This window comes from Micromonospora inyonensis, assembly GCF_900091415.1.
GTDB lineage: Bacteria > Actinomycetota > Actinomycetes > Mycobacteriales > Micromonosporaceae > Micromonospora > Micromonospora inyonensis.
Genome location: NZ_FMHU01000002.1, coordinates 1472424 through 1493048, shown reverse-complemented (window position 1 = coordinate 1493048; position 20625 = coordinate 1472424). Strand labels below are relative to the sequence as shown.

Genomic DNA, 20625 nt, shown 5'->3' with positions numbered 1-20625 from the left:
GTTCATTCACCGTGAGCAATGACGTGTGCGGTCTCGTCCACGCGTGCGGGCGACTCGGGAGCGACCTTCAGCTGGTGGGTAGCATATCCCGGCCCACCACTTGATCAACAGCTTAAACATTAGGGACAAGCCGTATCTAAGCCGCAAAGGGGAATCGCTCGTCTTTGGATCATCGTAAATTGATAGGCTCGTAACGGCCATGGTCAGCGCAGAGTGCTTCCGGCCGCGCCCCGCGCGTCGCGCCGCCCTCCGGCGGTTCCGGGAGCGTTCCGGGAAGTGGGGGGGCACCGGTTTACACCACGTCGCCGATCATGATCCTGCACTGCCCGGACTTCCTGGCCGCGACGCGTTCCCCGCAGGCCGGCACACGGTCATCGCGCGACATGGTCGACTCCCTGCTCGACCAGTTGAGTTCCTCGGAGGCACCGCGTCCGCCGGATCTGGTGATGGTCACGGGCAATCTCGCCGAACGCGCGACCCCGGCGGAATACGAGATGGCACACCAGACCCTGAGTACCCTGCGAGACGCGCTCGCCATCGATCACCGCCGGATCGTGCTGGTTCCGGGCAGCAGCGACGTCAACCGCCTCAAGTGCCACGCCTACTTTCTCCAGTGCGCCGCCGACGAGGAACAGCCGACGCCGCCGTACTGGGAGAAGTGGCAGCCGTTCGCCACGATGGTCCGCCGGTTCCACGGCATGGAGCTGCCCCGGGACCAACCCTGGACCCTCACCGAGCACCCCGACCTGGGTGTCGTCGTCGCCGGTTTCAACTCCACGATGGCCCAGACCCACCTACCCGGCGACGAGTACGGCCACCTGGGCGCGGAGCAGATCGACTGGTTCTCCGACCACCTGTCCGCGCCCGCCCGGCGGGACTGGCTGCGGGTCGGCGTGCTGCACCACCGGCCGGACGGTGCCGCCGGCACCAGCGGTCGGCTCGCCGACGCCGACCGGTTCGTCGACGCGCTGGGCCCGCACCTGGATCTGGTGGTGCACGGCCAGCCGGACGAGCCCGCGCTCGCCCTCCTGCGCCCCGTCGGCGTGCCGGTGCTCGGCGGCGGGAGTGGCGGCTGGCAACTCGTCGAGGTGCACCCCGGCCACCTGCGGGTGCACACGCTGCCCGACGGTCCGTGTCCGGCCGGCAGCACCGGGCCGGTCCCGCTCCCGTACCCGCCTCCGCGCCGGGCGGTGCCCCTGCCCCGCCACCCGGACCCACCGGCGGCGCTACGGCGGCTGGCGGACCAGGTCGCGGAGGTCTGCCGCCTGCGCCATCCGGCGGCCGACGTCACCCTGGTCCGGCAGCCCGACTCGACGAGGGTTGCCTATCTGCGCGTCTCCCCCGACTCCACGCGCGGCGACCGGGGCCCGGCGGAGCAGCATCCGATCGGGGTGTGTGCCGCCGTCCCGACCCACGACGACGTCGGGTGGTTCGTCGAGGTGCTGGCCCGGTTCCGTACCGGCAGCGCCGGCCGGACGGCCAGCCTCGTGCACGTCGGGGCGGCGACGGATCCGCGACTGCGTGAGTGGGCCCGCGGGCGCGGCGTCGCCCTCGTCACCTTCGCCGACTTCCAGCTCGGACCCGATCTCGACCGGTTCACCGAACGTCAGGACGCCGTGCTGGACAGCGACCCCGTCTATCCGTCCGCCGCCTACGTCCCGCAGCGCTACACGGAGTTCCTGCCCGGAGCACGGGCACCGTCGGAGGCACCGCCGTCCACGGATCTCCTCGCGTGGCTGCGCGACTGGGTGGACGCGCCGCGCGGGCGGCTGGTGGTGGTTCTGGGCACCTTCGGACACGGCAAGACCTTCCTGCTGCGGGAGCTGGCCCGCCGGATGCGCGACGACGGTTCCCGCACGGTGCCGGTGCTGATCGACCTGCGGGGCTTCGAGAAGGCGTACAGCCTGGACGAACTCGTCGCCGTGCAGCTCTCCCGGCACGGCCAGCGGCAGATCGATCTCGACGCGTTCCGGTACCTGCGGCGCGAGGGCCGGGTGGCACTGCTCTTCGACGGCTTCGACGAGTTGGCCACCCGGGTCAGCTACGACCGCGCCACCAACCACCTGGACACCATCGTGCAGGCGGCCGAGGACCGGGCCAAGGTCATCGTCACCAGCCGGGACCAGCACTTCCTCACCGACGCCGACGTGCTGTCCGCGCTCGGGGCCCAGCTCGGCGCCGACCGCCGGGTGGTACGCCTGGCCGACTTCGACGACCACCAGATCCTCACCTTCCTCACCCACCAGCTGCGCGATCCGGTCAGGGCCCGGCACCGCCTCGAACTCCTCCGTGACGTCAAGGACCTGCTCGGGCTGTCCCGCAATCCGCGGATGCTCGGGTTCATCACCGAACTGGGTGAGGAGTCACTGCACGTCGGGACGGACGCCGGGAACCCCATCACCGCCGCCGGCCTCTACCGGCGGGTACTCGAACGCTGGTTGGCATACGAGACCAGGCGGCTCGGCCGCCTCGGTCCGCTCGCCCCCAGCGAGGCGGACCTCTGGGAGGCCGTGACCCATCTGGCGCTCCGGCTGTGGGACTCGCCCGACGACAGCCTCAGCCTGGACGACCTCGGGGCCGCCGCGGCCACGCTGTCCCAGCTCACCGCCACCGCGGTCGGTGAGACCGCCGCCCTGGAGCCGCAGGAGAGCGCCCACCTGCTCGGGTCCAGCACACTGCTGGTCCGGTACGGCGAGCGACGGTTCACCTTCGTCCACCACTCGGTACGCGAGTGGCTGATCGCCAACCACCTCGCCGGCCAGCTGACCGCCGGGGGTGGCGCCGCCCCCGGTCTGATCGGCCGGTCCATGTCCCCGCTCATGATCGATTTTCTGGTCGGCCTGGCCGGTCACGACGCCATGCGCGACTGGGCGGAACAGACGCTGGCCGGCCGGTCCACCGCGCGCGGGGTGGGACGCAACGCCGTGGAGGTCCTCCGACACCTGCGGGTGGCCACCTCGTCGCCCCTGCACATGCCCGGCTTCGACCTGCGCGGGGAGGACTTCTCCGCCCGGTTCCTCGCGGGCGCCGACCTCGGCGGGGCCGACCTGACCGGCGCGAGGCTGGTGGGCACCAACCTCACCGGGGCCAACCTGACCGAGGCCAACCTCACCGGGGCCCGCCTGGACCGGGCCACGCTGCGCGACGCCGACCTCACCGAGGCCGACCTGACCGGGGCGAGGCTGCTCGGCACGGACCTCACCGGCGCGGTCCTCACCAACGTGCGGCTACGCCGGACCGCCCTGGTGGCGGCGACCGGAGCCGACGGCGAGGCACTGCGGGGCGTCGACACGCTCGGTGCCGCCCTGCCCGACGACACCGCCGCCGAACCCCAGATCGCCTCCTGCGCCGTCGTGCACGCCGTCGCGGTGGCCTTCGGCGTACGGCTGCTGGCCGGCGGCGGCCAGGACGGCGCGATCCGGGTGTGGGACGCCGGCAACGGAATGCCGCTGCGGATGCTGGCCGGGCACACCGGGACGGTGCGGGCCGTCGCCTACCCGCCCGACGGCCGGCACCTCGCCAGCGCCGGGGACGACGAGACCATCCGCATCTGGGACACCACCACCGGCCACACCCTCCACACCCTCACCGGCCACACCGGACGCATCCGCACCGTCGCCTACAGCCCAGACGGCCGGCACCTCGCCAGCGCCGGAGACGACGAGACCATCCGCATCTGGGACACCACCACCGGCCACGCCCCCCACACCCTCACCGGCCACACCGGACGCGTCCGCACCGTCGCCTACAGCCCACACGGCGGGCACCTCGCCAGCGCCGGAGACGACGAGACCATCCGCATCTGGGACACCACCACCGGCCACACCCTCCACACCCTCACCGGCCACACCGGCACGGTCCACGCCGTCGGGTACGCCCCCTCCGGCGATCGGCTGGCCAGCGCCAGCGACGACCGGCGCATCCACGTGTGGGACGTGACCACCCGCGCCATCGTCCACACCATGACCGGTCACACCGGTTGGATCCGCGCTCTCGCCTTCTCCCCCGAGGGGCGGCGGTTGGTCAGTGCCGGCGACGACGGCACCATCCGGGTCTGGGACGGTGGCACCGGCCAAGCTCTGCATACCCTCACCGGCCACGGCGGCAGCGTCCACGCCATCGCCTACTACCCGGACGGTCGGCATCTGGCCAGCGCGGGCGACGACGAGACGGTCCGGGTGTGGGACACCGCCGAGGGCAGGTTGTCGCGCACCGTCCGGGGCGGCGGCGGCGACTCCCGCGCACTGTGCTTCTCGCCCCGGGAGGGCGATCCGTGGATGGCGGTCGGATCGGGCGACGGCGCGGTACGGATCTGGAGTCCCGTGGTCGGCGACCAGCCCCGCGTGCTCAGCGAACCGGGCGGCCCCGACACCGCCGTCACCGCACTCGCCGTCTCCGGCAACGGCCGCTACCTCGCCTGCGCCGGCCACGACGGCGGCATCCGGGTCTGGGACCCCACCACGGCGGAACTCGAACGGACGTTGACCGGGCACATCGGGGCGGTCCGCGCGATCGCCTTCGAGCCGGGTGGGTGCCACCTGGCCAGTGCCGGCGTCGACGGCACGATCCGGATGTGGGACGTCTCCGGCCACGGAGCGGTCCGTGCCCTAGCCGGGCGGTACGGCGGGGTCACCGCCATCGCGTTCTCGCCGGGCGGGCACTACCTGGCCAGTGCCGGCACGGACGGCACGGTCCGGGTGTGGCATCTCGGCACCGGCCGGCGGCAGGTCCTGCCCGGGCACGCCAACACCGTCCGGGCACTCGGCTTCTCCCCCGACGGGCGTCATCTGGCCAGCGCGGACGAGGACGGGACGATCCGGATCCGGGGCCTCGACGCCGGAGCGCGGCCCCGCGTGCTCGCCGGACACGAGGGTGCGGTCACCGCCATCGCCTTCTCCCCGGACGGTTACCACCTGGCCAGCGCCGGAGCCGACGGCGCCATCCGGATCTGGGCCACCGCCACCGGTCAGCTCGCCCACACGATCACCGGCCACGCCGGTTGGATCTGCTCGCTGGCCTACACCCCGGACGGCCGTCACCTGGCCAGTGCCGGCGGCGATCGTGCCGTCCGATTCTGGGACACCACACGTGCCGGACCGCACGCGGTGCTCGTGCCGCTGGCCGCCGGCGGCTCGGCCGTCCTGCTCGACGACCAACGGTACGTCCTGACGGGGCAGCCGCACGGCGAGTACTGGTACGCCATCGGGATGTGCCGGTTCGAGCCGGGCGAACTCGACCCGTACGTCCCGGCGCTACGCCCGGTCCCCTCCGGCGGGCGGGTCTGGTGAACCGGCTCCGCGCTGGTCCGGACCGGGCCGACCCGCGTCGAACCGGTCGAGGTGGTCCAGGATCCGGTGGGCGGCGGACCGGACCTCCAGCGGCGCGGCCGGGTCGGCGTTCGCTGCCTCCGCCCATCGGCGGGCGGTGTCGTGCCCGGCGAGGTCGCACAGGAACTCCACCAGCAACGGGGTCAGCTCCCGACGCAGCAGCCCACGCACCCGGCCGGCCGGCTGGTCCGGGTCCAACTGGTCGGCGATCTCCCGGGCGACCAGCCATTCGAGGACCGACTGGTCGACGAAGTGGAAGCGGTACGCCGAATCGCGCACCAGCAGCGTGCCGGCGCCGAGCAGCCGCGCGGTCGCACTGCGGCCCGGCGTCCCGCCGCCCCGGGCGGTGCCGAGCCGGGTCAGGATGTCCGCCGCCGCACCGAGCGCGTCCGCGCCGAGCGCCGGCTCGCCCGACTCCCACAGCCGCCGGGCCAGGTAGGTCGCCGCACGCTCCAGGTCGTCGAGGACGATGTGGTGTGCCCCGCCCCGCCTGCGTTCCCCGTCGAGCCAGTCGCTGATCAGCCACCGGTAGAGGTCCGCCACGGTCACCCGGCCACCACCCGACGCGGCCGAGCGCAGCCACTGCTCGTCGATGTCGGCGATGAAGGCGAGCATCCGCGGGTTACGGGCCATCCCCGGCAGGCCGCCGACCCGCCCCAGCAACTCCAGCCGGTCACGCGCCCGCTCCGGGCCGCCGAGTCGCCGGGCCAGGAACTCGAGCATCCGCTCCCGGTCCAGGCCGACGAGCCGGACCCAACGCACCACCGCGCCGGCCGGGTCCTCGGCGGCGTACGCGCCGAGCGCGTCGGCGAGCAGGTCGGCGTCCCGGCTCACCAGGACGACCTTGCTGCGACCGGGCCAGATCCGCGCGCCGGCCTCCCAGCCGGCCACCCATTCCCCCAGCTTGTCGTGAGCGGTACGGGTCGCGAGGTCGTCGAGCCCGTCACACAGCAGCACGACACGCCCCTCGTGCAGCAGGTACCGGTTCAGGTCCAGGTCCACCCGACGTACGCCGCTCCGGGCCAGGTTGATCGCCATCAGTTCAGCCAGGCCGACCCGCCAGTCCAGGCTCCGCAGGTCCACCAAGATCGGCACGACCGGGTCGTGGTCGGCGTACAGCCGACGCGCCAGCTCCCGCAACAGGAACGTCTTGCCGGTCCCCGAGGCGCCCAGCACCGCGATCACCTGCCCCTCCGGGGCCGCCAACCACCGGCGGAGGCGGCCCAGCAGGTCGGGTGCCGGCGGGACCGGTGCCCCGTCGGGGGTGCCGGACGACCCGGTGCCGGGGTCGAACAGGACGTAGGGCTGCGCGACGTAGTGGACGGCCGGGAACGCCGGGTCGGCGTCGAGCGACGCCGCCCACCTCTCGGCGGACCGAAGCACGTCGTCGCCGAGTTCGAAGTCGGCGAAGCTCACCAACCGGACGCCCTGGCCGAGGGCCCGTTCCCGGAGGCCGGGGTCGGCCGGTGCCGACCGGCAGACCAGTGTGGCGTCGCGGTGCGGACCCGCCGGCCGGACCACGTCGTCCAGGAACCGCCGCACGGTCTCCGCGCGCGGCTCGCCGTCGTACACGCCGATCCGGTACGGAGCGGAGAAGTGCTCGCCGCCCGGCGAGACCACCAGGTAGCCGGCGAAGGGACCGCCACGGCGTGTACCCGGCCACCGGTGCTCCGCCATGGTGGCGTCCGGCGTACGGGTACGGTAGATCCGGGCCACCCGGGCCAGCAGGTCGGTCCGGGTTCCGTCGGTCAGGGCGTCGGCACCGCCCGTCGCACCGCTGCCCGACCCCTCGGCGTCCGGCGGCCACCAGTGGTCGCCGTAGGCGTGCGAGACGACCTCCCCGGCCGTCGGGGCCGGCCCCGCTCCGTGGCCGCGCGGCAGGACGCGCAGCGTTCCCGGCCGGAGGTCGACCAGCTGGTACCGGTACCCGCCGGCCTCACCCGTCCGGTCCGTGTCCGGTGCGGTGGGGTCGTCCGCGCGGTGCGCACCGACCGCCGGCACCCCGGTCAGACCGAGTTCGCGTACGCCACCCCGGTGACCGTGCAGCACCACGTCCAGGTGGGGAGCCAGCAGACGGGTGAGATCGTCCGCGTCCCGGAGCCCCGGATCGCCCGCCTCGCCGGTCGGGTCGTGGTGCAGTACGCCGACACGCAACCAGCCGCGGCGTTCGTAGGCGCGCAGCCGGTCGGCGAACCAGCGCAGCTGGGCGTGGCCGAGCCGGCCGAACCGCTCGCCCGGCAGGTGACTGACGGACATGGTGGAGTTCAGCACGGCGACCACCGTGCGCGCGGCGGGGACCGGCAGCAGCTGCCAGGGTTGGTGCGGTTGGAACGCCGTCGCGCCGGGCAGTCGGGCGGTCAGCTCCGCGAACGGTTCCCACTTGGGCCAGTACGGCGGGACCGGCTCCGCACCGTCGGCCGCCCGGTCCAGGAAGTGCGCCAGACACCTGCCCTCGTTGACGTCGGACAGGCCGGGGACGACGACCGTCCGGCCGGTGGGCAGGTCCAGCCGCGTCCGCAGGTCCTCCAGCATCCGGTAGGCCGCCTGGTACTCCGCCGGAGTGGCCCGCCGGGTCACCGCGGCGGTGACGACGACGAGGTGCGGGACCATCCGGTCGCGGCGGCAGGTGGCGACGAGGTCGTCGAGCAGGGCCGGGTCGAACCGTCCCGACGCGGGCCCGGGGTCGTCCGCACCGCCCGGTTCCCATCCGGTCAGGTGCAGGATGGTGAGGCGACCGGCGGCGGGCCCCGACCTCCACGCCGGGCCCGCCGACTCCCCCGGACCGCCCGCCGGCTCCGTGTCACCGGGTGGTCCCGCACGCCCGGCGAGCCTGCGCAACACCTCCGCACGGATCTGCGCGAACGGCTGGCGCAGCGCCGGGACCGTCAGTCCGCCCACCGGGGCGGACACCACCGCGGTGAACGACGCCCCGGTCCGCTCCAGGTGCCGCTCCAGGTAACGGGACACGTCGGCGAGCACCCGGCCCGCCTCCGCCCGGTGCAGGGTGCCCAGCAGCACCTGACGGACGCCGGGAAGGAACTCGAGGTGCTGCTCGTCGTCCGCCCCGCCGCCCGGCGACACCGGCGCGAGCAGCCCGCCGTACAGCACCTCGGCCAGGTGGGACGGGCGGGCCCGGGGCACCATCACGGCCTGCACGACGCGGATCACCGCGAGGTTGAGCGGCACCGCCGCCGACAGGTACCGGGCAAGCTGGTAGGCCGGGACCGACGCTCCGGCGCGGAACGTGCGGACCCGCTGCTCAGGGGACGGGTCGACCGAGGGGTCCGCCGACCCGTCCGGGTCCACGGTGACGACCGGCTGGCGGGCGACGGCCACCCCGGCGGGCGTCACGATCGTGTCGATGCCGCCGACCGCCCGGCCGGCGACCAGGTTCGCCCAGGACCGCAGCCACCTCGGCTCGATCTCCAGCACCGGCACCGGCCCGCTGCGCTCCGGCAGGCCACGCCGCCGCCAGGCCGAGGTGAACCCGTACGCGGTGCCCGGCGCGCCGGCACGCGGGGCGGACAGCCGCCCGGGGACCGGGTCGAGACCGGTACGGGACCACAGCCGGTCGGGCAGCGGCTGGAGGATCGCCACGGGTGCGCGGCGCGCCCAGTGCCCGAGCACCCGGGACATCTCACCGTCGTGCCAGGGGCGGCTGACGCAGTCGCTGAGCACCAGGAGAAGGTGGTCGCCGGTCAGGTCGGCCAGGCCCAGGGGTGAGCGCGGCGCGGTCGCCGGCCCCGACCCGCCGGGACGGGCACGCGCGGTCACCCCGATCGTCCCGTCCTGGCGCAGGCCCAGGTACGCCACCCGGATCGTCCGGAACGCCCCGAGCCGCTCCAGCAGGGTACGGACCTCGTGCCCCAGGCGGGCCCAGATCCCGCCGACGGAGCTGCGGTCCAGCACGAGCGTGAGGTGCAACCAGCGGTCCGTCGCGGGCCGCCAGACCGGTGTCCAGAGCCGCCGCTCGGCGATCTGGCAGGCGGTGGCCACCTCGTCGATGGTGGCGCGGTGGCCGGACCGGATGCGCCGCTTCAGCGGGCGCAGGGCGCGCAGCACCTGACCACTGTCGGGCAGCGCGCTGGCGGTGGGCACCGACAGCGGCCACCCCGGCACCGTCGCCAGGCTCAGCCCTCCGTCGTCGGCTCCGCCCACCGGGTCGGTGTCGGGGGCGGTCCCCGGGACCAGCGGTTCCGGGCCGCCCGTGACCGGGTCGGCCGGTTCCCCCGGGCGTCCCGCCACCCGGTCGGCCGCGTCCGGCGGAGTCTCGCCCGCCGGCACCGGCAGCCGCAGCTCGACCTGTCCCGGGCCGGACGGCCGGGACGATGCCGGACCGGGCACGGGGTCCGCCGGACCTGGCACGGATTCCCCGGGCGACGGTCCGGTGGACCCGCTGCCGGCCGGAGTGGACACCCGTCCGGCCACGTCCACCCGCAGGGCGAGCCAGATCGCCTCGGCGAGCTCGGCAGGGGTCAACCGCACGCCGGCGGCGTCGAGGACGGCGAGCAGGCGGTCGATCCGTGCGGTCACCCCGGGCCGCTCAGCTCGCGCAGCACCACGTCGACCAGCTCGTCCCGGTCGGGCCGGCCGTCACCGCTGGCCCGGTGGAGCAGGTACACCGCGTTGAGCAGCTGGTCGGTGGCGAGCTGCCCCTGTTCCCGGCGGGCCAGGAAGTCGGCGATGAGATCGGCCGCCTCGGCGACCGCCCCGTCGCCCAGGTGCGCCCGGACGATCGCCTCGATCCGTCGCTCGTCAGGTTGGGCCAGGTCCAGCTGGACGCACCGGCGCAGGAAGGCAGGCGGGAACTCGCGCTCCCCGTTGCTGGTCAGGACGATGAACGGGAACTCGCGACAGCGGACCCGCCCGTCGTTCACGGTCACCGGCTCGCCGTTGTCCGCCGGGCGCACCCGGACCTGTGGGACGAGGTCCGCGATCCGTTGCAGTTCCGGGATGCCGTACTCGCCCTCCTCGAACACGTCGAGCAGCTCGTTGGGCAGGTCGATGTCGCTCTTGTCGATCTCGTCGACGAGCAGCACGCGGGGCCACGCGTACGGCGCGAAGGCGGTGCCCAGCGGCCCCAACCGCAGGAACCGTCCGATGTCGACCGGACCCCACCGGCCAGGGTCGTTCCCGCTCCGGGGGAAGCGGTCCGCCTCCGGGGCGGTCCGGGCGCCCGGCTGGCCGGCGGCGCGGGCGTTGGCCTCCTCGATGCGACCGACCGCGTCGTAGTGGTAGAGACCGGAGGTCAGCGTGGACCGGCTGGTGATCGACCAGCGCAGCACCGGGCCGAGCCGCAGCTCGTGCGCCACGGCATACGCCAGGGTGGACTTGCCGGTGCCCGGGTGGCCGGTCACCAGGAGTGGTCGGCGCAGGTGCAGTGCGACGTTGACCAGTCGGACCGTGTCCTCGTCGGCCTGGTAGGGCACCGTCCTGGTCCGGTACGGAAGCTTGCGTCCCACCGGCGCGTCCCGGTCCAGCGGGGTCGGTGGTTCCCCGTCGAAGACCCGCCACGGCGGGGGTTCGGCCCGCCGCGCGATCCGGTCGTCGTCGCGGTCGGCGACCCCGGTGCCCTGGTAGATCAGGAATTCACCCACTACCGTATTGCTCCCTGCGTCGGTGGCGCCATCCGTGGCCGCGGTAGCCGGCGACCAGGGTCGTCCCACAGCAGGACGACGTCGTGTCCGCACTCGGGATGCCCGTCGGCACCGGCGCGGTTGCGCAGCCGCCTGATCCGCTCCGGGACGTCGTCCCGGCCGGCCTTGCCGAACTCGGCCGCGACCGCCTCGGAGAGTCGGCTCCCCGGGCAGTCCCGGTGCGAGATCTCGGGCTGCCCGGTGCACCCGCGCCGGCGCCACACCACGATCGGAACGCCGCAGTGCAGCCCGACCTCGAGCGCCCCTCGTGCGGGACCGTCCTGCGGTGAGCCCGGCAGCACGAGCGCGCCCAGCGCGGGTTCAAGCTGGAACCAGGCGTGCAGGGCCCGGTGCTCCCGGCGTTCCAGGCAGGAGACCGGGGTGAGGGCGACGCCGACGTCCTGGCCGTCGAGCGCCTTCCACCGTCGCCGCCAGGTGCCGAGGCGTTCGTCGTCCTCCTCGAAGCGCTCCAGCTCGCGGACCACCACCGGGTTGGTCTGCCCGAGAACCGACCAGGGGTTGCGGTCCGGGGCCTCCAGCCAGTGGTCGACGTCCTCGTCGAGAAGGTGGTACGGAAGCACGAGTTCGATCATGGGACGCCGCCCGTCGTCCGGTCCGCCACGGGCCAGTTCCGGCAGCCGGTCCCGCAGGTGCCGCCGCAGCTCCTCCAGCGACCGGTCGGGGTCGTCCGTGGCGATCGGGGTGATGTCGTCCTCGTCCTCGTAGCGCCAGAGTTCACAGCGGTACCGCCGCCGGTCCTGGCCGGCGGGGCGCACGTACACCAGCACCGACGGGATCCGGGACGTGGCCGCGTCCGGGACGCCGACCCGCGCGTCGGCCAACCGGTTCGCCGCCTCGTCACGGTCCCGGCGGGTCTGCGGAGACATCCGCGCCCACACCCGCAACGATTCGGCGACGGACTGCTCGGCGACGCGGGAGGACATGTCGATCGCGTACGCCAGCACGTGCGGGAAACCGTCCTCGGCCGGTAGCAGCCCGGCCAGCTCGCTGACCACGTCACCGTGGTCGTGCAGGGGGTGCCGGGGTGGCACCGCAAGGTCACCGGCCACCGCCCGGTAGGTCGTCAGGTGCTGTTCGTGGTCGGTCGCCGGCAGCCCGGAGAGGATCGCGCGCAGTTCCCGTTCGGCCCGGCGACTGACCGGTCCCGCCGCGCCGGGAAGATCGTCGGCCAGGCCCGTCCAGCGCCGGTTGCGGCGGTGGTAGGCATCGTGCTCCCGGCGCAGCCGCCGGTACGGGGCCGGATCCATGATCGCCCGGATGGCCCGCACCGGGACGGCGACCCCGCCCGAGGGTTGTCCCGACCGCCGGGTCGCCTTGGTGATGGCACACACCCCACCGGTCTCGGCGTTGAGGACGGGCGCGCCGGACATTCCCGGCGCCACCTCGTCCCCGGTCAGCCGGATCATGTCCTCGTAGTCGCCGCCGTGGGCGAACCACCCCGACGTCCGGCCGACCTGCGGGCCGTACGTCCGGGCGTGCCCGACGACGACGAGCCGCGCCGACATGGCCGGCAGGTGGTCGTCCAACCACACCGCGGGGTGACCGCCGGGCGGCACGACCACCTCGACGACCGCCAGGTCCGGGTACGGGGCGAGACCCCGGCCGGTCAGCGTGGAGGCCCAGCGGACGGTGCCCGGCAGGTCGGCGTCGCGCCACCCGACCGTGACCCGGTCACCGGTCGCGCCGGCCACGTGGGCGCAGGTGGCCACCAGTCCGGGACCGACGAAGAAGCCGCTCCCCTCACCGCGTCCGGAAACCAGCACCAGACAGTCCTTCAGCAACGCGGTCAACTGGTCGGTACGGTCCGGCGCGGCCATGCCGTCACCGGGGGTCGGTGGCCGGCTCGTCGTCCGCCGGCCCCCAGCTCATCGTGACCTTGACGGCGGTCTTGCCCCCGACGCCGCCGAGCGCGGCGACCAGCCCCCGCTCCCCGACCGCCAACTCGACGCCGAGTTCGGCGGTCAGCCGGTCCGGCTTGGCATGTCGCAGTCCGGCGGTCACCCCGGAGGTCACCCACTCGACGATCTCCGCCAGCCCCGGAAGCTCGGCGAACCGCTCACCGAACCCCACGTCGCGGGACTCCTGTTCGGAGTCCACGGTGACCCACATGCTGCGTCCGGAAGGAAGGTGAACCTCGATCAGCTCGCGCACGCCGCGCTCCTCGGTCCCGATGCGGTGACTCTTCGTGCAACCGTAGTGCCACCGGGACCCCTTGCAGAAGAGCCGATCTCGAAAGCGCGCACTCGTCCACTGTGGTGCGTACCCCGTCAGCGGCACCCCGGCCGCCCGGATCCGACAGGTGCGGGCGGCCGGGGTGCTCACCGCCGTCGCCACGGGCAACGCCGGAACGCCACGGGCGACGCCGGGAATGCCACGGGAAGACCCGTGCAGATCGACGTGGGCCGGCACAACCGCGGGTCGACCGGTCCGGGGCCGGGAAGGCTCGTACGCTGGGTGGCGATGACACGGAGGATCCTGGGGCGACCGGTGCGCAGCGTCGCCTTCGACGTGGCCGTCGCCGGCGTGGTGGCGCTCCTCGCGGTCGCCGCCGCGCCCACGCCGGGCGGCTGGGGGGCCAGCGTCGTCGGTTTGGCCATGGCGGTGGCCCTGGTGTGGCGTCGGGTCCGACCGGTGGCGGTCACCGCCGTGGTGGGGGTGCTGGCCGTCGTCCAGGTCGCGTTCGCCTGGGGGCCGCTGACGCCGGGGTGCACCACTTCGCGCCGGTCGGCGACACGGTGGAGGCGGCGGGCAACACGGTGCTGGTTCATGCCGGCAGCACCGGCTACAAGACCATCCACCTACCGCAGGCCATGCCACGGCTCTACGAGACCGTCCTCTACCCGAGCGACGTGGAGATGTGCCGCAACTGCTCACAACTGACCAATCTGGCCTTCAGCGTCGGCGACACCCGGGTCTTCCGCTGGACCTCACCACCACGGGGCAACATCGACACGCTCACCGGCTCGACCGTCGAGGGCTGGGCGGCCGACCTGGACCAGCCGGGCACCTCCTCGACGGTGACCGTGTACCGGGGCGGACCGGCAGGCGTCGGTACATACCTGGGCGAGTTTCCCACGACCCTGCACCGGTCCGACGTGAACGACGCACTCGGCATCACCGGCGTGCACGGCTTCCGGTTCACGCTCTCCGGCTGCTCACCGGGCACCCCGATCCACGTCTACGCCCTCGACCCCGAGGGTGGCAACGGCGACGGCAGCGCCTACCTGGGAGCCCGTTCCTGCACGTGACGCGGGTGATCGCTCGGGGAAGGTGACCCGCGGACGGTGCACGGGGTCGGCGTCGTGCACCGCCTGGCACAATCGCCGCCATGGACGCTCCCGCCCTGGTGCTGGTGCTGCGCTACCGCAAGGCGGTGACGTACGGATTCCACGTCCTGCTCGGCGCGTTGGAGCAGCACCCGACCAGCACCCGGTACGAGGTCCGGTTCGGCGAGACCCCGGAGTCGACGGCGACCCACATCCGGAGCGCGCTCGACGGTGGCGCGCAGCGGGTCCTGGTGCTCTGGTCGTTCTACTCGCCGGACGCCGAGGCGCTGGCGGAGGAGCTGGCGCTGATCCGTGGACTGGTCGACGCCCCCAACGTGGCGCAGGTCGCCGGTGGGGTGCACGCCACCGCCGAACCCGGGCAGACCTTGGACGCGGGGTGGGACGTCGCCGCGGTCGGGGAGGGCGAGACGACGCTGCTGCGCCTGGTCGACGCAGTCGGCGACCCGACCGGGATCCCGGGGCTCGCGTACCGGGACGCCACCGGTGCCGTCGTCCGCACCCGACGCCCGGAACGGCGACCGCTCGACGAGTTCCGCGGCTTCTCCCTCCGGTGGAACCGGTTCAACGCGCTGGAGATCACGCGCGGCTGCGTCTTCTCCTGCCGGTTCTGCCAGACCCCGTTCATGTTCTCCGCGAAGTTCCGGCACCGCAGCGTGGCCAACGTCCGCTGGCACGTCGACGCCATGCGGGAGCGCGGGCTACGCGACGTCCGGTTCATCACCCCGACCGCGCTGTCGTACGGCAGCCAGACGGACGAGGCGAACCTCGACGCGGTCGAGGAACTTCTCGCCTCCTGCCGGGAGGGGATCGGCCCGGACGGGCGGGTCTTCTTCGGCTCCTTCCCCAGCGAGATACGACCCGAGCACATCACCCGCGACGCGCTGCGCCTGGTCCGCAAGTACTGCGCCAACACCAACATCATCGTCGGCGCGCAGTCCGGCTCCGACCGGATCCTGGACGCCGCCAAGCGTGGGCACGGGGTCGAGGAGGTGAAACGGGCGGTGCGCCTCGGCATCGAGGAGGGCTTCCGGATCAACGTCGACATGATCTTCGGCATGCCCGGCGAGGACCAGTCCGACGTCGATTCCTCCCTGCGGCTGGCCCGTGAGCTGGCCGACCTCGGCGCCCGGATCCACGCGCACACGTTCATGCCGTTGCCCGGAACCCCGTGGCGGGAGGCACCGCCCGGGGACGTCGCCCCGGAGACCATCCGGGAGGTGGACCGGCTCTCCCAGCGCGGTGCCCTGTACGGCCACTGGCAGAAGCAGCGCGACCACGCGGTACGGCTGGCCGCGGCCGCCGACGCGCACCCTCGGCCCGGCCGGAGCCGCACCATCCTGCCCGTCGTGGACCGCTGATTCCCTATCGAGGATCGGTTGTCAAGACGGCGGGTTGCTTGACGGTCCGTGACGGTGTCGCGGAGGATTCGGGTGGGGAAGGTCGCCTCGTTCGTACGCTTCGAGCGTCTTTTCGATCATGTCCCGTGAGGACTTGGTGAGGGGCCTTCCCCGCCCTGCGCTTGTTGCTGCGCCGCCTGCGGCGGATCTCCTCGGTCACGGTCCACTGCTGCGCGATGATCTGTTTCGCCTGCTGTGGGGTGACCGGGGTGCCGTCGACGTCGCAGATGACATACGGCATGCGGCGGCGCATCACGGTCCAGAGCCGTTCGGCGAGCCGGGCCGCGACCACACAGCTGGCCTTGAGGTGTTCGGCACCGCGTTCGACCATCTGCTGGTGGTAGACGCGCGCGAGCTGCGGGTCCTGCTTGCGGGCCCAGTCCGCGGCCCGGATCAGAGTGGCCCGGGCCAGCCGGGAGCCGGCCTTGGACATCGGCTGGCCCTTGCGGTCGGTGTCACCGGTCTCTGACGCGCGCGGCGCCAGCCCCAAGTAGGACTTGAAGTGCGCCGCGGTGGGGAACCGGGCGGCGTCACCGATGACCGCGGTCATCGCCGGTCCGCCGACCTCGGCCAGGCCGGGCAGGCTACGGGCCAGTTGCATCGGGTCGACCCACCGGTAGCAGGTCTCCCGCTCGGCCGCGTGCGCGGCCAGCTCGGTGGCGATGGCGCGTAGTAGCCGGACCTCGGTGGCGATCTCGGCGGCCAGGTCGGTGAACGCGACCGCCGGGTGATCACCGTAGAGGTCGACCGCCGCTTGGGCGGCGGCCAGCCACTGCTCGGCGCGTGCCGCTCCTTGGTGGTTGTGGGAGGCCTTGACGATCAGCGCGGTCAGCCGGGCCCGGCCCAGCCGCAGCAGGGCACGCGGGTCGGCGTAGCGTTCCAGCACCGCCAGATCGGCCTTGCCCAGATCACCGGTCAGCGGGGTGCACGGCATGACCTGCCGGACCAGATCCTTGATCCGCACCTTGTGCTCGGATGCGGCCATGGTCAGCCGGTCACACGCGCGCACCCGCCGGTCCAACGCCGCCGCGGCCGCGCCCGGCAGTTCGAGGGGCCGTAGCCCGTCCGGGTCGATCAACGGCAGGCGGGCCAGGGTATCCGCGTCGATGCCGTTGGACTTCGCATGCCGCGACAGGAACCGGCGCAGATCCGCCGCCTTCGCACTCGACACCCGGAACACCAGATGCCCCCGAGCGGTGAAGAACACCGCGATCGGCAGCCACGCCGGCCCGGTCGGCTCGATCACCACCTCCAACCGCGTCCCCGTCGCAGCGCCGGCCAACGCCGCGGACTCGATCGCGGTCAGGCTCTCCACCGTCGGCTCGCACCGCCGCCGGCACACCTCCCGTCCGGCCTCGTCACGCACCCGTACCGTGTGCGCCGACGCGATCCCCAAATCGATACCGACCAACCTGCGCTGCACTTACCGCCTCCCAGGCACATAGACCATCTACCTGCTCCGGCGATCCGCGCAGGTCAACACCGCACGACAGCCACGGTCCCAAGGAGGCAGAGCCCTCCGACGACGGCTCCCACTCATGTGCTGCAACCGGGCCCGGCCTCGCAGGGCCGGCCCACTTCCCTCATCCGGGGCATCCGTGGCCAGACCAGCGGTGGCAATCAGCGGTACGAGGCTCTCCCTCAGACCCCAACTCGTCGCCACCCACCGGACCAACCGGGATGCTCATGCAATCCCAGGACCACCGGGCTGATCAAGCACCGGAGTTCCTTACATGACCCTCCGGGAACCCGGACCCGGACTCCGGTGGCCTCGCCACCGCCTCCGCATTCCGACGGCCACGAGGACGACCCGGTCGGACGACACGGGCAGCGTCGACGTGACCCGGGTCGAATCGACCATCAACGGTCATCTCAGAGTGCCGGAATCCGAACAGAGACCGGATACTGATCGTAAACAGTCAACTTCACCGCGTTGATACAGTGTCGACAGCAGCGGGGGGTGCGCCTCGAGGTTCCACCAACCGATCGGCACCTCGACACATATGCGGGGGGGGGTGCCCACCCCGACCCGAACAGGCGCTGCGACAGGCTCTCGGCGAACTCGGCCCGATTGCGGCGAGTGTGGCGCGGTCCGCTCCCCGACACGTCGACCGGATCGAGGCCATGGTCCGCGACGACGCCCTGGTCCGCCGGATGGTCGATCACTCGCTGCTCTACTCCCATCCGGCGGTTCGCAGCCGGATGGACTTCCTGCTCGCCTCCGACCGGACCACCACGGTGGCGGAGATGTCCCGCCGGTGCAGTCTCGTTCCCCAGGACGACCTGCGCAACGATCTGCACGCCCTGATAGGCCGCTTCCTCTCCCCCGGCATGGATGTGCTGGTGGTGGATCAGACCACTGCGGAGCACCGGGCTGCGGGACTGTCGTGCGTCAAGGTCATCGTGCCGGGCACCCTGCCGATGACATTCGGGCACGCCAATCGGCGGATCCACGGAATCGAGCGATTGAGGACGGTACCCGTACGCCTGGGGCACCGCACCTCCGTGCTGCCGGACACAGCGGTCAATCCTCATCCGCACCCGTTTCCCTGACCGTATTCCCTGCGCTACTCCGGTAGCGTGTCAATGCGCCTACATCCGACGAAACAGTCCTCACCGACCGGTGGTGGGGAGGAAGGCCCTGATGCTTCTCGAGAGCCGTGACCTGTCCGTGGGCTATCGAGACCAGCCCTTGTTCAACGCTCTGCGGATGGACGTCGACACCGGGGAGGTGCTGGTGGTGACCGGCCGCAACGGCAGCGGAAAGTCGTCCCTGCTCAGGTGCCTGGCCGGTCAGCAGCGACCACTCGGCGGCACGGTGACGGTCGAGGGACGGACGGCCGACGACCGTGCCCCCCGCTTCCGCCGCTCCGTCGCCGCCCTCCTCGACGGTGGTGCGTGGTACCCGAACCTGACCGCCGCCGAGCACCTGAGCTTCGTCCAACTGGTCAACGACCCGTTGCCGGACGACTGGTTCACCGCCGCCGACCTGACCACTGCGCTCGCGCTCGACGGTTTCGCCGACACCGTTCCCGGTCAGTTGTCGTCCGGGCAACGCCAGCGGCTGGCGGTGGCCATGGTGCTGGCCCGTCCGAGCCGGCTCCTGCTGCTCGACGAACCGGAGCGGCACCTCGACGAGACCGGCCGTGACGCCGTCGGCCGACTGGTGGTCGAGTACGCCGACCGTGGCGGTGCGGTCGTGCTGGTCACCCACGACGCCTCGCTCGCCACCGGCCCGGGCCTGCGCACGCTCTCGCTGGATCGGGACACCACCGCTCGGCCGGCGGGCACGTCGGGGAAGCGGCGTCGACGCAGCGGCGCGCGATGAGTGTGACGAGGCGGGCACCCGCCGATTCCCCGGTGTCCGACGCGCGGCCGTGGCGGGCCACCCCACCCGGGGCGGCACGGCGGTGGCTGAGGCAGCGCCGCCGCGAGCACGAGGGCCGGGCCGGAAACATCTACTTCCTGTCGTTGTCCATCCTGGTGGGCATCGCTGTCGGGGCGGGTACGCTGCCCCGGCTGCTCAGCGGCGTCAGTCGCGCGGCGGATCCCGCGACGGCCGTACCGCTGCTCGCCGTGGGTCTACTCGGGTACGCCTTCGCCCTGACGGTCGCCGCCCGGTTCGGTCCGGTCACCGCCACCCCGGCCACGTTGGCGTGGTGGTTGACCGGCCCGGTCGACCGGCGGGCTCTCCTGCTCCCCTCCGCCGCGCTGGTGTTGTCGGTCGCCGCCGTCGCCGGTGCGCTGCACGGCGCCTTCGTGGTGGCCGTCGTCGGGGCGACCGACCAGGCGGCAGCCGCAGCGGTGGTGACCGCCGGCATAGCCGCTGGGCTGCTGACCGGGGCCCTCGTCATGGTTGTCCAGACCGTGACCGACGCCTCGGCGACAGTGCTGGAACGAATCGCGGTGCTCCTCGGCGTGGCGGCCGCGGTCCTGACCGTGGTCCGGACTCCGGCGTCGGTGGTGTCCACCTGGATCGGTCCGTGGAGCTGGCCACAGGCCGCCGCCGACGGCCGGGGCGGGTCCTGGTTGCCGTGGGCGGTGCTCGCCGGGCTCGTGGTCACCGCGGTCGCCGTGCGGCGGCTCGACCGGCTTCCCCTGCGCCGGCTGGCCGCCGGCAGCACACTGGGGGCGATCGCGGGTGCGGGGCTGGTGACCGTCGACCCGGGCATCGCGTCCCGGGCCGCCGAGGAACGCCGGTGGGCCGTGCGCTCCCCGAGGGGCGGTGGGCTGCCGAGGGTCGCCGGTCCCCGTGCCGTGGTCGGCCACGATCTCGTCGTACTCCGCCGATCTCCCCAGCATCTCCTGGCCGCCGGGGCGGCCCTGCTGGTGCCGGCGCTCCTGGGCATCCTCACCGGCTGGGGCGTCACGCTGGCCGTCGGCTGGCTGCTGAGCGGGCTCGTCGCGATCACGCCGTCGACGGTCAACGCGAGACGGGACCGAGACCTGCCCGCGTTGCGTCGGCTGCTCAACCTCCCTGGCCCGACCCTGGTGGGCGCCCGGTCGGCGCTGCCGGTGACCCTCGCCGTGGCGTGGTGTACCGGTGCGGGTGCCCTGCTCGCGGCGCGGACCCCCGGCGCGGACGGTTGGGTCTGGCCGCTGCTCGGTGCCGCTGCCGGGCCGGGACTGGCGGTGGGGGCGCTCCGGGCGGCACGACGCGGCGCGGTCCGTCACGAGCTGCCGCCGATCGTGACTCCCATGGGTATCCTGCCGACCGGGCCGCTGCACTGGGCCGCGACCGGCTACGACGTCGCCGTGCTGTTCACCGCGCCGACCCTGGTCGCCCTGGTCACCGGCGCGCCCACCGCCATGATCCTGCCTCAGGCGATCGTCTCGGCGGTCGGGGTGGTCGCGTTCGTCCTTCTCGCCGGGAGAGGCGACGAGCGACGTTGAAGACAGCGGTTCCATGCGGCACCCGGTCCGAGCGGGTGACCACGCTACGACTGCCGACCGGCCA

The 20625-nt window shown here is 73.2% G+C and carries 11 protein-coding genes; 6 read left to right on the top strand and 5 right to left on the bottom strand.

Annotation, left to right across the window (positions count from 1 at the left end; all coding sequences use genetic code 11):
- The first annotated feature begins 311 nt into the window (after window positions 1-311).
- The gene (locus tag GA0074694_RS21200; protein WP_091461115.1) at window positions 312-5288 is read left to right on the top strand and encodes a WD40 domain-containing protein; all 4977 of its coding nucleotides are present in this window, start codon (window positions 312-314) and stop codon (window positions 5286-5288) included.
- On the opposite strand, the gene GA0074694_RS21195 is transcribed toward GA0074694_RS21200, so the two are convergent.
- From GA0074694_RS21195 to GA0074694_RS31040, 4 genes are read right to left on the bottom strand one after another with little or no spacing between them, the layout of a single operon-like run.
- Window positions 5253-9860, bottom strand: coding sequence for an SAV_2336 N-terminal domain-related protein (locus GA0074694_RS21195; protein ID WP_091461112.1), 4608 nt, complete (start codon window positions 9858-9860; stop codon window positions 5253-5255). The two genes, GA0074694_RS21200 and GA0074694_RS21195, sit on opposite strands and share 36 nt — an antisense overlap.
- Window positions 9857-10924 (bottom strand): AAA family ATPase, encoded by a 1068-nt coding sequence (locus GA0074694_RS21190; RefSeq protein WP_176738051.1) that lies wholly within the window; start codon window positions 10922-10924, stop codon window positions 9857-9859. Before GA0074694_RS21190 ends, GA0074694_RS21195 begins: the two co-directional genes overlap by 4 nt.
- Window positions 10924-12801 carry a VMAP-C domain-containing protein gene (locus GA0074694_RS21185; RefSeq protein WP_091461110.1) on the bottom strand — a complete coding sequence of 626 codons (1878 nt, stop codon included), beginning with the start codon at window positions 12799-12801 and terminating at the stop codon, window positions 10924-10926. Before GA0074694_RS21185 ends, GA0074694_RS21190 begins: the two co-directional genes overlap by 1 nt.
- A 4-nt stretch (window positions 12802-12805) precedes the next feature.
- A complete protein-coding gene (locus GA0074694_RS31040) occupies window positions 12806-13135 on the bottom strand; it encodes a CU044_2847 family protein (protein ID WP_141714227.1) in 330 nt (109 codons plus the stop codon).
- Between the two features lie 554 nt (window positions 13136-13689).
- On the opposite strand from GA0074694_RS31040, the gene GA0074694_RS31880 reads away from it, so the two are divergent.
- Together GA0074694_RS31880 and GA0074694_RS21165 are read left to right on the top strand one after the other, a co-directional pair.
- The gene (locus tag GA0074694_RS31880; RefSeq protein ID WP_091461101.1) at window positions 13690-14232 is read left to right on the top strand and encodes a hypothetical protein; all 543 of its coding nucleotides are present in this window, start codon (window positions 13690-13692) and stop codon (window positions 14230-14232) included.
- Window positions 14233-14312: 80 nt separating this feature from the next.
- The gene (locus tag GA0074694_RS21165; RefSeq protein WP_091461099.1) at window positions 14313-15629 is read left to right on the top strand and encodes a TIGR04013 family B12-binding domain/radical SAM domain-containing protein; all 1317 of its coding nucleotides are present in this window, start codon (window positions 14313-14315) and stop codon (window positions 15627-15629) included.
- Window positions 15630-15633: 4 nt separating this feature from the next.
- Here the strand turns inward: GA0074694_RS21165 and GA0074694_RS21160 are convergent, their stop codons facing one another.
- A complete protein-coding gene (locus tag GA0074694_RS21160) occupies window positions 15634-17091 on the bottom strand; it encodes a transposase (RefSeq protein ID WP_091461097.1) in 1458 nt (485 codons plus the stop codon).
- A gap of 518 nt (window positions 17092-17609) precedes the next feature.
- Between GA0074694_RS21160 and GA0074694_RS21155 the strand changes: the two genes are divergently transcribed.
- From GA0074694_RS21155 to GA0074694_RS21145, 3 genes are all read left to right on the top strand, one after another.
- Window positions 17610-18221, top strand: a complete 612-nt coding sequence (locus GA0074694_RS21155; protein ID WP_176738050.1) for a YcaO-like family protein — start codon at window positions 17610-17612, stop codon at window positions 18219-18221.
- A 91-nt stretch (window positions 18222-18312) separates the two neighbouring features.
- A complete protein-coding gene (ccmA, locus tag GA0074694_RS21150) occupies window positions 18313-18996 on the top strand; it encodes a heme ABC exporter ATP-binding protein CcmA (protein ID WP_091461091.1) in 684 nt (227 codons plus the stop codon).
- Window positions 18993-20561 carry a DUF6297 family protein gene (locus GA0074694_RS21145; RefSeq protein ID WP_091461088.1) on the top strand — a complete coding sequence of 523 codons (1569 nt, stop codon included), beginning with the start codon at window positions 18993-18995 and terminating at the stop codon, window positions 20559-20561. Before ccmA ends, GA0074694_RS21145 begins: the two co-directional genes overlap by 4 nt.
- Window positions 20562-20625: the final 64 nt, after the last annotated feature.

Excerpts from the sequence above, each read along its gene's own strand:
- GA0074694_RS21200 (WP_091461115.1), top strand. The coding sequence starts at position 312 with ATGATCCTGCACTGCCCGGACTTCCTGGCCGCGACGCGTTCCCCGCAG.
- GA0074694_RS21185 (WP_091461110.1), bottom strand. The coding sequence starts at position 12,801 with ATGGCCGCGCCGGACCGTACCGACCAGTTGACCGCGTTGCTGAAGGAC.
- GA0074694_RS21165 (WP_091461099.1), top strand. The coding sequence starts at position 14,313 with ATGGACGCTCCCGCCCTGGTGCTGGTGCTGCGCTACCGCAAGGCGGTG.
- ccmA (WP_091461091.1), top strand. The coding sequence starts at position 18,313 with ATGCTTCTCGAGAGCCGTGACCTGTCCGTGGGCTATCGAGACCAGCCC.
- GA0074694_RS21145 (WP_091461088.1), top strand. The coding sequence starts at position 18,993 with ATGAGTGTGACGAGGCGGGCACCCGCCGATTCCCCGGTGTCCGACGCG.